This window comes from Maribacter aurantiacus, from assembly GCF_005780245.1.
GTDB lineage: Bacteria > Bacteroidota > Bacteroidia > Flavobacteriales > Flavobacteriaceae > Maribacter > Maribacter flavus.
The window spans coordinates 230,796-244,442 of sequence record NZ_VBUK01000001.1; the positions used below are offsets into that span (position 1 = coordinate 230,796).

Annotated in this window: 12 protein-coding genes; 6 read left to right on the top strand and 6 right to left on the bottom strand. The window is 43.5% G+C overall.

The window, feature by feature from the left end:
- Position 1: 1 nt before the first annotated feature.
- On the bottom strand, positions 2–964 hold the full coding sequence (locus FEK29_RS01075; protein ID WP_138256557.1) for an HU domain-containing protein: 963 nt from the start codon (positions 962–964) through the stop codon (positions 2–4).
- A gap of 91 nt (positions 965–1,055) precedes the next feature.
- Here FEK29_RS01075 and dprA point away from each other — a divergent pair, with 91 nt between their 5' ends.
- Positions 1,056–2,174, top strand: a complete 1,119-nt coding sequence (dprA, locus tag FEK29_RS01080) for a DNA-processing protein DprA (RefSeq protein ID WP_138256558.1) — start codon at positions 1,056–1,058, stop codon at positions 2,172–2,174.
- Positions 2,175–2,447: 273 nt separating this feature from the next.
- Here dprA and trpS read toward each other — a convergent pair whose 3' ends face one another.
- Positions 2,448–3,416, bottom strand: a complete 969-nt coding sequence (gene trpS, locus FEK29_RS01085; protein ID WP_138256559.1) for a tryptophan--tRNA ligase — start codon at positions 3,414–3,416, stop codon at positions 2,448–2,450.
- Between the two features lie 73 nt (positions 3,417–3,489).
- On the opposite strand from trpS, the gene FEK29_RS01090 reads away from it, so the two are divergent.
- Complete coding sequence (locus tag FEK29_RS01090) at positions 3,490–4,230, top strand: lysophospholipid acyltransferase family protein (RefSeq protein ID WP_138256560.1); 741 nt, start codon at positions 3,490–3,492, stop codon at positions 4,228–4,230.
- A gap of 11 nt (positions 4,231–4,241) precedes the next feature.
- Here FEK29_RS01090 and FEK29_RS01095 read toward each other — a convergent pair whose 3' ends face one another.
- The 4 genes from FEK29_RS01095 to recA all read right to left on the bottom strand — a co-directional run bounded on the left by FEK29_RS01095 (position 4,242) and on the right by recA (position 8,044).
- On the bottom strand, positions 4,242–5,744 hold the full coding sequence (locus FEK29_RS01095) for a RodZ family helix-turn-helix domain-containing protein (RefSeq protein ID WP_138256561.1): 1,503 nt from the start codon (positions 5,742–5,744) through the stop codon (positions 4,242–4,244).
- Positions 5,745–5,781: 37 nt separating this feature from the next.
- Positions 5,782–6,345, bottom strand: coding sequence for an RNA polymerase sigma factor (locus FEK29_RS01100; RefSeq protein WP_138256562.1), 564 nt, complete (start codon positions 6,343–6,345; stop codon positions 5,782–5,784).
- 70 nt (positions 6,346–6,415) lie between these two features.
- The gene (locus tag FEK29_RS01105) at positions 6,416–6,832 is read right to left on the bottom strand and encodes a hypothetical protein (RefSeq protein WP_138256563.1); all 417 of its coding nucleotides are present in this window, start codon (positions 6,830–6,832) and stop codon (positions 6,416–6,418) included.
- 204 nt (positions 6,833–7,036) lie between these two features.
- On the bottom strand, positions 7,037–8,044 hold the full coding sequence (gene recA / locus FEK29_RS01110; RefSeq protein WP_138256564.1) for a recombinase RecA: 1,008 nt from the start codon (positions 8,042–8,044) through the stop codon (positions 7,037–7,039).
- Positions 8,045–8,375: 331 nt separating this feature from the next.
- Here recA and trhO point away from each other — a divergent pair, with 331 nt between their 5' ends.
- The 4 genes from trhO to FEK29_RS01130 all read left to right on the top strand — a co-directional run bounded on the left by trhO (position 8,376) and on the right by FEK29_RS01130 (position 13,566).
- Complete coding sequence (gene trhO / locus FEK29_RS01115; protein ID WP_138256565.1) at positions 8,376–9,416, top strand: oxygen-dependent tRNA uridine(34) hydroxylase TrhO; 1,041 nt, start codon at positions 8,376–8,378, stop codon at positions 9,414–9,416.
- A 143-nt stretch (positions 9,417–9,559) separates the two neighbouring features.
- Positions 9,560–10,741, top strand: a complete 1,182-nt coding sequence (locus FEK29_RS01120; protein ID WP_138256566.1) for a PSP1 domain-containing protein — start codon at positions 9,560–9,562, stop codon at positions 10,739–10,741.
- Positions 10,734–11,219, top strand: a complete 486-nt coding sequence (locus FEK29_RS01125; RefSeq protein ID WP_138256567.1) for a gliding motility lipoprotein GldH — start codon at positions 10,734–10,736, stop codon at positions 11,217–11,219. The genes FEK29_RS01120 and FEK29_RS01125 overlap by 8 nt, the downstream gene beginning before the upstream one ends.
- Positions 11,220–11,223: 4 nt before the next feature.
- Positions 11,224–13,566: a penicillin-binding protein 1A gene (locus tag FEK29_RS01130; protein ID WP_138256568.1), complete on the top strand. Its 2,343-nt coding sequence runs from the start codon at positions 11,224–11,226 to the stop codon at positions 13,564–13,566.
- Positions 13,567–13,647: the final 81 nt, after the last annotated feature.

Here is a 13,647-nt window from a genome sequence, read left to right on the forward strand (position 1 = left end):
GTTATTTTTCGGAAAGCAGCCAGGCATCCTTGGACTCGGTACGCTTGATGCGACGTAATTCGGTCAGGGCCTCCTTGGGATCTGTAAATCGATCATAGGTAACCACGTGAAGTCCATAGGCATTGGTACCGTAATATGCGGCCTTGTACCCTTTGCTCTGTAGGGAAGCGATTTTTCTGTCGGCATTCGCCTTGACCCGAAAGGCTCCGGCCACAATATGGTGTTTGGCGGTTTCATCTACCTTAACGGCGGCCGTGGAAACGGCATCTACGCTCACCGTGGGAAGTTCCAAAGGAGCGGTGTTGAAAAAAGTAGCTTCCTGTATCTGTCTTTCAACTTCCTTTTTCGCATCTTCCCTAACTACCTGCTGGGATTGGAATCCGTTGTTGAACACCTGATAGCCCGTAAACCCGGCGGAAATGGCCAACAACAAAATTGCGGCATATTTCAAATACGGCCTAAAACGGGTTTTTTCCCTTTTTTCCGGGCTAATGATAAAGGGAATCTTTTCTTCAATGGCTTCTACCTCCTCTTTAAGTACTTCCCGTGTCACGGGAATCGACTTAAACGATGACAATCCAAAGGAAGAGGTAAGGTAATTGACTTCGTAATAAGGTTGGAACTGAATCCTGTTTTCGGCATTGTTCCACAATAGGCCAATATTCTTAAGACTCAGTTTTTCCCCGGCGTTCAAAGTACTTTTCCACTGTTTAGTAATCGTTTCTATTTTGGACAGAATATCCTCAAAAGAGGATTTTTCAGCTTCGGCGATGTACGAAACCAGCAGACCGTCGTTCGAAATCAATTGCTCGTTGAAAGATATGGACTTGGCGGGGGCAAAAAAGGTATTGGTAATGTCGTTGATACGCGCGGAGGTATGCTGTGTAAGGAAGGCCCCAAAGTTGGGCACCACCACACAATTGTATCGATATAGTAATTCGCTTATATAGTGCTCTACGACCATCGTTGGCAAATATCAAAAAAAATAGGGCTTCACAAAATTACGGACATAACTTTTTATTAACATTATATTTGTAATCCCTGGTGGATAAAAAATGAGCTTTATACAACATACTGCGGATGAGTTGATTGCAATATTACGCTTGCAGAACGTACCCAATATTGGCGATGTCATTGCCAAAAGATTGATTGCCCATTGCGGAAGTCCGCAGGAAATTTTCAGGCAGAAACAAAACCAGCTATTAAAGATCGATGGTATTGGCACCTACACCCTAAAACACCTGTACGATGCCGCGAACCATTCCGATGCCGAAAAGGAATACCAGTTTATCCTGGATAATGAAATAGAGGTCGCCTATTTTGAAGATACCGAATATCCCAGGCATCTGCGCAATTGTATCGATAGCCCGATACTTCTATTCAAGCAGGGAAATATCGATTTGGAAGGCCGAAAAATCATTAGTGTGGTGGGGACGCGGAACATTACCAGTTACGGTACCGCCTTTTGCGAACAGTTCATTGCCGATTTGATGCCGCTAAATCCCGTAATCGTAAGCGGGTTCGCCTACGGTGTGGACATCTGCATTCAGCGCGAAGCCATTAATCAAGGCTTGCAGACCATAGGCTGTTTGGCACATGGCCTAAACCAGATTTACCCAAAAGTGCACAAGAAATATCAAGCCGATGTCCTGCATAATGGTGGGTTCTTTACGGAATTCTGGAGCACCAGCATTCCGGAACGGGAAAATTTCCTAAAACGCAACAGGATTATCGCCGGGATGAGCGAAGCGACCGTTGTGGTGGAATCTGCCGAAAAAGGAGGAAGTCTGGTCACAGCAGATATCGCGAACAGTTATAACCGCGACGTGTTCGCCCTTCCGGGAAGAAGTACGGATAAATACAGCGTTGGCTGCAACAACCTCATCAAGCAACAAAAGGCCCAGATGTTGACCTCAGCGGCAGATTTGATCTATCTTTTGAACTGGGACCTCCAGGAAACCCATGCCAAAGCCGTTCAAAAGCAATTATTCATTGATCTGGACGAAATAGAACAAAGAATTTATTCCTACTTACAACAGGAGGGAAAACAATTGCTGGACAGCATCGCGTTCGATTGCCAATTGCCCATTTTTAAGACCTCTGCAACCTTACTTTCCATGGAAATGAAAGGGGTCATACGGCCCTTGCCGGGTAAATTGTTCGAGGCGGTGTAGGATTTTTACAGACCACACGGTTTGTCTGCATTGGGACCCAAATTAAAATGGACGGGCTTTACGCCATTCACCGATAAAGAACGGAGCCTTACCGTTCTATTCCAAAAAATTTAATGCTTCATAAAACACAAAACCGACCAGCTGGTCGGTTTACTTAAATTTTTGGTGCTTTTATCTTTTAAAAGTTCGGGAGGCCCAATTACAAAAAGTAAGGAACAAATTCTCCTCCGCCCGTGCTGAGCACTGTTAATGTATCGAGGGGAGTAAGTGGACCTAATACCCCAACTTTTCCCGAACCCTGGCCAAAACGCCGTCCGCCACTTTTTTGGCCTTTTCGGCTCCCAAGGCTAAAGCTTCGTCAACTTCGTTCAAATGGTTCATAAAGTACTCGAATTTTTCCCGGGGTTCCTCAAACTTGTTCAGAAGCAGTTCGTACAAGGCCTGTTTGGCATGCCCATATCCATAATTGCCTCCCAGATAGTTCGCGGTCATCTCTTCAATTTGGGACTTGGAAGCCATTAATTTATAGAGGGCGAACACATTGTCCCTAGTTGGGTCCTTTGGATCTTCCATAGGGGTACTATCGGTTTGGATGCCCATTATTTGTTTGCGCAGTTTTTTATCGGGCTGAAACAAATTGATAAGATTCCCCCTGCTTTTACTCATTTTGGCACCATCGGTCCCCGGAACGTACATGGTCTCTTCCTGTACTTTTCCTTCGGGAACCACAAAGGTCTCTCCCAACTGCGCGTGAAATCGGTGCGCTACGTCCCGTGTCATTTCAATATGCTGTAATTGGTCCTTTCCAACTGGGACGATGTGGGCGTCATACAGCAAAATATCCGCAGCCATGAGCATCGGATACGTGAACAATCCGGCATTTACGTCCTCCAACCTATCGGCCTTGTCCTTAAAGGAATGTGCCAGTGTAAGTCTTTGATAGGGGAAAAAACAGCTCAGGTACCAAGATAGCTCGGTAACCTGGGGAACATCGCTCTGTCTATAAAAAACGGTTTTATTGATATCTAGGCCAAAAGACAACCAGGCAGCGGCTATGGCATAGGTATTTTCACGCAGGACCTCGGCATTCTTAATCTGGGTAAGGGAATGCATATCTGCAATAAACAAAAACGATTCATTCTTTGGGTCGCTCGCCATTTCTATGGCCGGTATAATGGCCCCAAGGATATTTCCTAAATGGGGCGTGCCGGTACTTTGGATACCTGTTAAAATTCTTGCCATTTGCTAAATTCTATAAGGCGACAAAGGTAAAACAAATAGAAAAAAACAAGGGTAGAATCGCTATTTTTGATGCATGGTACTATTCGTGCGCATTGGTCAAACGCTCTACCGGAGTTGGTTTTACGTGCTTGTGGCCGTTCCAATATTTTTGTTTTTCCCTTTCTTGCTTTTGTTCGCCTCCAAGGAGGAATGGTACCCAAAATTCTTTTGGATGGCCAGAAACCTTTGGGCGAAACCCATCTTATATGGCATGGGATGCCCTCCAATGGTCACCTATGACCAAAAAATGAAGCTAGGGAAAAGCTACATGCTGGTTGCCAACCATACCAGTATGTTGGATATCATGCTGATGCTTTACGTGAGCAAAAACCCTTTTGTATTCGTAGGAAAAAAGGAATTGGTAAAAATCCCTGTTTTCGGCTTTTTTTATAAAAGAGTCTGCATTATGGTGGATCGCGACAGTACCCAAAGTAGGACGGGCGTCTACAGAAGGGCACAGCGGCGACTTAATCAAGGCCTTAGCATCTGTATTTTTCCGGAAGGCGGTGTGCCAGATGACGAAAGCATCATCCTGGATACCTTTAAGGACGGGGCCTTTAAAATGGCCATTGCCCATAAAATACCTTTGGTACCCATTACCTTTCATGACAATAAAAAGCGTTTTTCCTTCACCTTTTTTAGTGGAGGGCCGGGCTTGGTAAGGGCCAGGGTCCACGAGTTCTTTGAAACAGGTATTTTATCCGAAGAGGACAAGGGAACCTTGCGGGAGGAGGTTAGGAATGTTATTTATCAAGACCTACTTTCCTCAATGTGATATGTTTTCTTTTAAAACTTAAAGCTGATGCCACTATACACCCCAATCGTATATGGGTTAAAGGTACCATCCACATTGGAAAAAGTGTTTAGCTGATACTTAAACACCGGCTCTACGTTCAATTTCAATCTTTGTGAAAATTGATACCCCAAACCAATTCCAAAATTGGCACTGAAGTTAAGGTCGTTGACATTGTTGGCCTCCCCGATCTGGGTGGTAAGATTACCAGAAGTCAAATCTACGTCGTTGTCCACAAGAAACAGGGAACTCACCCCGCCGATCACATGTACACCGAATTTATTATTTACCAACGCATAACTTACCTCCACGGGAACTTCCAAATAGCCTAATTGTTGTGCCATGACACCGGATCTATTGGCAGAACGAGCAGATACGTCAAAGGATTTGCTATCCACGTTCAAGGTGGCGTTGCTCGCCGAGACCACAATGTTTTCAGCGGTTTCCGCATAATTTATATTCGCGATGCGGTTTTCGCTAAAGGCCGAAAGGGAAGATGTAAAAAACACATCGTTGGTATTATACCCATAATCCACCTTATGTACCCCGGAACGTACCGATAGTTTTGGACTGATTTCATACGCTACCGATAGCCCATAGCTCATATTGACATTACCGGATTTGGAATTTGTACTGAACATGGGACTTACTGGAGACCCCGTTCCAATAGCATCAAAATACACGGGAGCGATACTAGGTCCCGCAGACCATCTATTCCCCGATGTTCTGGACGCGACTTTTTCTTCCTCCTCCATGGCCTGAATTTCTTCATAAAGGGATTTTTTTTCGTCAACACCCTTGGTTTCAGGGTTCTCATTTTCCTCCGCGGCGACTATAGTTTCATTTCTCAAAACTACTTCACCCGTTCCACTAACAGCATCTTCGCTGGTACCATTTTCTTCAGTATCGTTGGATTGCGTAGTATAAACCGAAGCGACTTTCGTATTTTGCCCGTCCTTTTTAGTCAAAGATTGCTCGGCAATACCTGTATTCTTTGTAATCTGCTGGCCATCCTGTTTTGTGGCTTCACTATAGGATCGGCCGGAGTGAATGTTGGATTGGGCGTCCGCAGAATTAACGACTTTATTGGTTGAGATAGTACCATTCAATTCAGTATCCGTGTCCGCCACGGAAGTTTCATCTATAGTGTTAGAACCATCTTTGGATTCGGCACTTCTATTCATTTCGGTTTCACGCCCATTTTCGTTTTTTGTCTGTATAGGGTCTTTTGATAATTGAGGGGTTTCATCCGTTTGTTCCGTATCTGTTATGGTATGGGTGTCCGGAGAAACCTCGTTGTTAAACGAATTAAACAGTAGCAGTCCAACGATAAGGACTGCCGCTACTCCGGCCAGTTGCCACCACAAGGGAAATATCCTCTTTTTCCTTTTTTTGTCCAAAGACGCTTCTATGGCAGACCAGACCTTTTCATCAGGTGTTTCCTCAAATCCTTTGAATCTTTCCTGGAACAATTCGTCTAAATGCTTCTTACTCATTTTTCAAAACTCATATTTCTACGGATTCCCTATGGAATCAAAAACAATTACCTATAATAATCACCAACCCAATAATGGATTGTGACAGTTTACTTTCTATCTTTTCCTTCAACAACAGTCTAGCGCGGGCCAAATTGGACTTGGAGGTGCCCACTGTGGTTCCCAACATCTGACTGATTTCTTTATGGCTATAACCGTCCAGCACATACAAGTTGAAGGTTGTCCTATATTTATTGGGCAGTTCCTGTATATAACCCAATAAGGATGGAAGCCCTATATCCGCATAATTGGACTCTACGATTACCTCGTCTGGAATATTCTCATTGACTACGCTTAAATACTCCTGCTGTCTGTATTTCTGCAATACCGTATTTATCGTAATTCGCTTTATCCAACCTTCAAAAGACCCTTTGGATTCGTACTGTCCAATTTTATCGTAAATGGTCATAAAACTATCATGCAGGTTGTCCTCTGCTTCCGTTTTATTGCGGGAATACTTCAAACAGATACCAAAGAGTACTCCAGCGTATTGCCTATACAATAGCTCTTGGGCCTTGCGTTCGCCTTTCTTACATCTATGTACCAGTTCTTCCTGCGACAAATTAGTTGGTTGTATTTTTACTCGAAATCCGAGATTTATTGGCACCTAAGGGTACTCCGAAAATGTTCTTTTAGTTGACGGGTACCTCTACCTCCAAAAACTCAGGTTCGCCATCACTATTCTCCCCCTGATAGAACCTAAAAGTATAGGGTTGGTCATATTTAACTATAAAGTTAAAGGATGCCTCCTCTTGGATAACCGCTTGGGTACAAGATACCAAATCTGTCATTGCAACACCTATGGCAACTACATTTCTTACGGTCGTATCTTCCCTGGTCACATCAAAACCTTCATATTGCGTACAACCATCTGGCAATAAATAGGTTACCTTTATCTGATAGGTTTCGTTCAAATTGAAGGATTCCGGTAATTCCGCACTTTCTATGCGCAATGCCTTAAAATTAAAGTTGGGTTCATCATCTTCTAGGGAACAACTTCCCAATACCAAAGCGAAAAACGCAACCACTAGGGTATATTTTTTAATCATCGTTACAATTTCTTTTATAAGAAAGATGAAAATACCCCCTAAAGGTTGCGTAGTATCCCCCACTAATTAATGAGGGATTTGATTTAATAAGATAATGGGACAAAAGGATTGAACTTGTTGGTTCTGGCAATATTTTTGAAATCCTACAGTAAATCGAGAAACTCTTTTCGGATCTAAAACCCCATAGATACCTTACAACCGAGTTTAGTTGTTGACCGCGTTGAGGGCTTCACGAATTTTGCCGTCCAATTCATCCAGTAATTCAGGATTGTCCATTAAAAGTGTTTTGACTGCATCCCTACCCTGCCCTAGTTTGGTATCGCCGTAACTGAACCAGGAACCACTTTTCTTAATGATTTCGTACTCCACGCCAAGGTCAATGATTTCTCCTACCTTGGAGATTCCCTCGCCGTACATGATGTCGAACTCGGTGGTCCTGAATGGAGGCGCTACCTTGTTCTTGACCACTTTTACCCTGGTCTTGTTACCTTGAATGTTTCCGTCCGTATCTTTTATCTGTGTAGAACGTCTAATGTCCAATCGGACCGAAGCATAGAATTTTAGGGCATTACCCCCTGTTGTTGTTTCAGGGTTACCGAACATCACCCCAATTTTCTCCCGTAGCTGGTTGATGAAAATCACCGTACAATGGGTCTTGCTTATCGAACTTGTTAATTTACGTAGTGCCTGTGACATCAATCTCGCATGCAATCCCATTTTTGAATCGCCCATTTCGCCTTCGATCTCGCTCTTGGGCGTCAAAGCTGCCACGGAATCCACGATTACAATATCAATCGCTCCGGAACGAATCAAATTATCGGCGATTTCCAAGGCCTGCTCACCGTTGTCCGGTTGGGATATGATGAGATTATCGATATCCACCCCCAGCTTTTTGGCATAAAAACGGTCGAACGCGTGTTCCGCATCAATAAAGGCCGCAATTCCACCTTTTTTCTGTGCCTCGGCAATGGCATGTAATGTCAAGGTGGTCTTTCCCGAAGATTCAGGCCCATATATCTCAATAACCCTTCCGCGGGGATAACCTCCAACCCCCAGGGCAATGTCAAGTCCCAGGGATCCTGACGGAATTACCTCTACATCTTCAACAACACTGTCACCCATTTTCATTACGGCGCCTTTTCCATAGGTCTTATCCAGTTTATCAAGGGTCAGTTTCAGGGCTTTTAATTTGGCTTCTTTTTCGGAACTCATTGTGTGTTTTTTAGGAACGCTAAATTAGTGTTTCTTTTCTTAAAAAAGAATATTCGGTTTTTGAACGCAACCATTTGCAACTTTTCTTATCTAGTTAAAAAGCAAACTGGCAAAACATGTTTTGTTGGTTGGTTTTAGTGTCACTGGTTTTGATGGCCATTTCTTGATAGAAACTAACTCAAACAATGCTGTGAAGAGGAAAAGCAGGGATGGCCGAACGAAGAGCCTCGAATTATTCGGGGCTTTTTTTATGCGGAATAGGTAACCGACCTTCCTACAGGATTTTATATCTTTGCCCTTCAAAATTTGTTAACTTAACTATTCGTATAGCATGCAACTGTACAATACCTTAAGTGCAAAGGAAAGGGCGGCCCTCATTGAAGAGGCCGGTCAGGATCGCCTGACCATTTCTTTCTATAAATATGCACACATTGGCAATCCTGTCATTTTTAGAAATCATTTGTTCATTCATTGGAACGAAATGGATGTCTTGGGCCGAATTTACGTAGCCCATGAAGGCATCAACGCCCAATTGTCCGTTCCCGCAGAGAACTTTGGGCGATTCAAGGATTTTTTGGATAGTATTACCTTTTTGGAAAATGTGCGATTGAACATCGCAATAGAACAGGACAATATGTCCTTTTTGAAATTAAAGGTCAAGGTACGGCATAAGATCCTGGCCGATGGCCTTAACGACGCCACCTTCGATGTAACCAACAAAGGAGTTCACGTGAATGCGGAGAAATTCAATGAGCTCATAGAAGACCCCGATACCGTCTTGGTAGACATGAGAAATCATTATGAAAGCGAAATAGGTCATTTTAAGAATGCCATCACGCCAGATGTGGATACGTTTAGGGATTCCTTGGATATCATCGAAAAGGACCTTCAGGACCACAAAGAAGACAAGAAATTGGTCATGTACTGTACCGGAGGCATCCGTTGCGAAAAGGCCAGTGCCTATTACAAACACAAAGGTTTCAAACAGGTCTACCAACTGGAAGGGGGTATAATCGAGTACACCAGACAAGTAGAACAACTGAAACTGGAGAACAAATTTTTGGGCAAAAACTTTGTGTTCGACCATAGAAGGGGCGAACGCATCAGCGATGATATCATTTCCCAATGCCATCAATGTGGGGAACCCTGCGATGACCATGTAAACTGTGCCAATGAGGCCTGTCACCTTCTGTTCATTCAATGTAAAAAATGTGCCGAAAAAATGAACGATTGTTGTTCGGACCATTGTAAGGAGATACATGCATTGCCTTACGAAGAACAAAAGGCGCTGAGAAAAGGGAAAGTGGTAAGTAACAAAATCTTTAAAAAAGGGCGCTCAGAGGTTCTCAAGTTTAAAAAGCAATCTGTTTAGGTCTACTGAAAATCCACATATCAAGATCAGGGTAAATTAAGTGCTCTTTTTTTCGCATAGATTTTCATTATCTTTACAAGAAGATTTTTTATGAACCTAGTTTGGCAAATCTTTTGGGATTGGGCCAAATCAATATATAAAATATGGGTTGTAGTAGTTGTTCTACCGGCAAGGATGGACAACCAAAGGGATGCAAGAATAACGGTACTTGCGGTACAGATGGTTGCAATAAATTAACTGTTTTTGATTGGCTTTCAAACATGTCGCTTCCCAACGGAGAGCGTCAATTTGAGTATGTGGAGGTACGATTTAAAAACAGTAGAAAGGAATTCTTTAGAAATACGGAAAACCTATCCTTATCCATTGGGGATGTGGTGGCCACTCAGGCACAGTCGGGTCATGACGTTGGCATGGTGACCCTCACGGGCGAACTGGTCCGTGTGCAAATGAAACGTAAAAAAATAGACCCTTCCAAAGAGGAAATTCCCAAAGTATACAGAAAGGCCACGCAAAAGGACATCGATATCTGGCAGAAGTGCCGTAACCGGGAAGAGGAAATAAAAAAACGGTCTAGGGAAATCGCGATCATCCTAAAACTGCAGATGAAGATTTCAGACGTGGAATTTCAAGGCGATGGGTCCAAAGCAACTTTTTATTATACCGCAGAGGACCGGGTTGATTTTCGTCAATTGATCAAGGATATGGCCAAGGCCTTTGGTATCCGTATCGAAATGCGGCAAATAGGCTATAGGCAAGAAGCCCAACGTTTGGGGGGTATCGGGTCTTGCGGAAGGGAATTGTGCTGTTCCACCTGGTTAACGGATTTCAGGTCGGTAAGTACCTCTGCCGCACGTTATCAACAGCTCTCGTTAAATCCCCAAAAATTGGCGGGACAATGCGGTAAACTGAAATGCTGCCTTAATTATGAGCTGGACGTCTACCTAGATGCCCTAAAGGACTTTCCGCCACAGGACACCAAACTGATTACGGAAAAGGGATTGGCCTTCTGTCAAAAAACGGATATTTTCAAGGAACTGCTTTGGTTTTCATACAAGGATGAACCGGCCAATTGGCATGTCCTCTCCAAGGACCAGGTGAACGAGATCATCGAAAAAAACAAGAAAAAAGAAAAAGTTCCTAGCCTTGAAATTTATGCGGCGGACAATATTGTGGAGGATAAGGTAGTTTTTGAAAATGTAGTGGGGCAAGATAGCCTTACCCGTTTTGATAGACCGAAGAAAAATTCAAAAGGCAACAGAAACAGGAGCAGAAAAAAGAACACGAATAAAAATAGAAAACGAAATAGGAGCAAAAAAAATGCGTAACTGTCTTTTTTTGGTGTTTGCCATATTCCTACTCCATTCATGCAATACCAATGTGGTCGCAACCGAGTATAAAAGTCTCAATGGGGCCGTTTGGAACAAAGATGATGTTTTGGAGTTCAGGTTTTCTGAATTGGAAACCCTACAGCAATACGATATCTTCATCAATGTTCGTAACGACGATACCTTTCCCTATAGCAATCTTTTTTTAATTACGGCATTGAACACCCCGGAAGGCGAGGTGCTACAGGACACCCTCGAATATACCATGGCACTGCCGGACGGTACTTGGCTCGGAAAAGGTTCCGGGAGTTTGAAGGAGAACAAATTATGGTATAAGGAAAACATCGTTTTTCCCAATTCTGGCGTATATACTTTAGAAGTTTCGCACGCGATGCGAAAAAACGGAAATGTTCAAGGGGTGATTTCCCTGGAAGGCATTACAGACGTAGGTTTTGAAATAACAAAAAGTAATCCCTAAGCTCATGGCAAAAGCGACAGAAAAGAAAGGCAACTCCGGTTTTTCAAAATATATCAAATGGTTCTGGATACTGTTCGTTTCTGGTGTGGCATTTGTCGCACTTATTTTTCTTTCCGCCGCATGGGGATTTTTTGGAGAACTACCGCCCTACGAATATTTGGAAAACCCGCAAACTAATCTAGCATCCCAGATAATTTCTTCAGATGGCGAGTTGTTGGGGAAATTTTATTTGGACGATAACCGTACCGATGTAAAATATAAGGATCTGCCGGAGAATTTGGTCAACGCCTTGGTAGCCACGGAGGATGCCAGGTTTCAGGACCATTCCGGAATCGATTTTAGGGGCACCGTACGTGCCTTCTTCTTTTTGGGAACCAAAGGTGGCGCAAGTACCATTAGCCAACAATTGGCGCGGCAGCTTTTTGTGGGGGTCCGCTCCAGAAGTAAACTGGACGCAATCAAACAAAAAATAAAGGAATGGGTATTGGCCACACGGTTGGAGAGAAGCTATACCAAGGAGGAAATCATAAGCATGTACTTCAACATTTATGATTTTGGAAACAATGCCGATGGTATTCGTTCCGCAGCACGTATCTATTTTGGAAAGGAGCCCAAGGATCTGAAAATAGAGGAATCTGCCATGTTGGTTGGTATGTTCAAAAATTCTTCGCTTTTCAATCCACTTCGAAGGGAGGAAATGGTCAAAACCCGAAGAAACGTTGTCCTGGCCCAGATGGCCAAATACGATTATATCACCGAGCAGGAAAAGGATTCCTTGCAGGCCCTAAAAATGGACATCAACTACAATCCGGAGAACCATAGGGAAGGTTTGGCCACATATTTCAGGATGTACTTGCAGCGTTTTATGAAAGATTGGATCGATGAAAATCCCAAACCTGCCTTGGCCGGTGAACGTGATAAATGGAACATCTATCTGGATGGATTGAAAATATACACCACGATCGATTCCAAGATGCAGGCCAATGCGGAAGAGGCCGTATACGCCCATATGGCGAACCTTCAGGCCGAGTTTTTCAATCAAAACACCAAGGAACGAAATACAACTACGCCTTTCTCCGATATCACCCCAGAGGAAACGGAGTCAATCATGGAGCGTGCCATGAAAAATTCCGATCGCTGGAGAGAGATGAAGGCAGCGGGCAAATCAGAAGAGGAAATCAGGAATTCCTTCACCAAAAAAACCGAAATGACCGTATTTGATTGGAAGAGCGATACCCGCGAAAAGGATACCGTCATGACCCCTTTGGATTCCATCAGGTATTATAAAACCTTTTTAAGGGCGGCGATGATGTCCATGGAGCCTCAGACAGGCCATGTGAAGGCTTGGGTTGGGGGTATAAATTACAAGCATTTTCAATACGATAACGTAATACAAGGCGCCCGGCAGGTAGGTTCTACGTTCAAGCCATTTGTCTATGCCGCCGCTATAGATCAACTCCGACTTTCACCCTGTGAAAAACTACCGGATACACAATATTGCATTGAGGCGGGCAAACATGGAAACATGGAGGCTTGGTGCCCAAGAAATTCCGATTTTAAGTACACGGGTAAGGAAATGACCTTAAAGCACGCTTTGGCAAATTCCGTTAATACCGTAACCGCACAATTAATAGATAAGGTGGGGCCAAAATCGGTCGTGTCCATTGCCAAAAACCTAGGAATGTCCGGAGAAGTTCCGGAAGTTCCTTCCATCGCCCTGGGTACCTTGGATGCCAATATTTATGATATGGTTGGGGCGTATGGAGCCTTTGCCAATCAAGGGGTCTATGTAAAACCAGTTATGGTAACCCGAATCGAGGATAAAAACGGGACCGTATTGTATGAGTATGTTCCAGAGACGAAAGATGTGCTGAGCAAGGAAGTTTCCTATGCCATGATCGATTTGATGAAAGGGGTAACCCAAGGTGGTTCAGGTACGCGCCTGAGACATGCTTACAACAAGAATAATACGGTGTATAAAGAGATTATTACGGGATACCCATATGAGCTCACCAACCCCATTGCCGGGAAAACGGGTACCACCCAAAACAACAGTGACGGGTGGTTTATGGGTATGGTGCCTAATTTGGTTACCGGTGTTTGGGTAGGTGGTGAAGAGCGTTCCATCCATTTTAAAAATATACTTTATGGCCAAGGAGCCTCCATGGCATTGCCCATTTGGGGATTGTATATGAAAAAGAATTATGCGAACGAGGAATTGGGCGTATCGAAGGAAGATTTTGAAAAACCGGAAGATATGACCATTGTCACAGATTGTACCCAATTTATTGAAGACCAACAGAAGGATATTGAGATTGAGGATGATCTTGAAGATTTGGATTTTTGATATACGTCAAATATTGCAAAATTTTAAAAAAAGCTTCGGTATACACCGAGGCTTTTTTATTTTGTTCAATCTAAAAGCGTT

Coding starts and splice junctions, on each gene's coding strand:
- FEK29_RS01075 (WP_138256557.1), bottom strand. CDS start 964: ATGGTCGTAGAGCACTATATAAGCGAATTACTATATCGATACAATTGT.
- dprA (WP_138256558.1), top strand. CDS start 1,056: ATGAGCTTTATACAACATACTGCGGATGAGTTGATTGCAATATTACGC.
- trpS (WP_138256559.1), bottom strand. CDS start 3,416: ATGGCAAGAATTTTAACAGGTATCCAAAGTACCGGCACGCCCCATTTA.
- FEK29_RS01090 (WP_138256560.1), top strand. CDS start 3,490: ATGGTACTATTCGTGCGCATTGGTCAAACGCTCTACCGGAGTTGGTTT.
- FEK29_RS01095 (WP_138256561.1), bottom strand. CDS start 5,744: ATGAGTAAGAAGCATTTAGACGAATTGTTCCAGGAAAGATTCAAAGGA.
- FEK29_RS01105 (WP_138256563.1), bottom strand. CDS start 6,832: ATGATTAAAAAATATACCCTAGTGGTTGCGTTTTTCGCTTTGGTATTG.
- recA (WP_138256564.1), bottom strand. CDS start 8,044: ATGAGTTCCGAAAAAGAAGCCAAATTAAAAGCCCTGAAACTGACCCTT.
- trhO (WP_138256565.1), top strand. CDS start 8,376: ATGCAACTGTACAATACCTTAAGTGCAAAGGAAAGGGCGGCCCTCATT.
- FEK29_RS01120 (WP_138256566.1), top strand. CDS start 9,560: ATGGGTTGTAGTAGTTGTTCTACCGGCAAGGATGGACAACCAAAGGGA.
- FEK29_RS01125 (WP_138256567.1), top strand. CDS start 10,734: ATGCGTAACTGTCTTTTTTTGGTGTTTGCCATATTCCTACTCCATTCA.
- FEK29_RS01130 (WP_138256568.1), top strand. CDS start 11,224: ATGGCAAAAGCGACAGAAAAGAAAGGCAACTCCGGTTTTTCAAAATAT.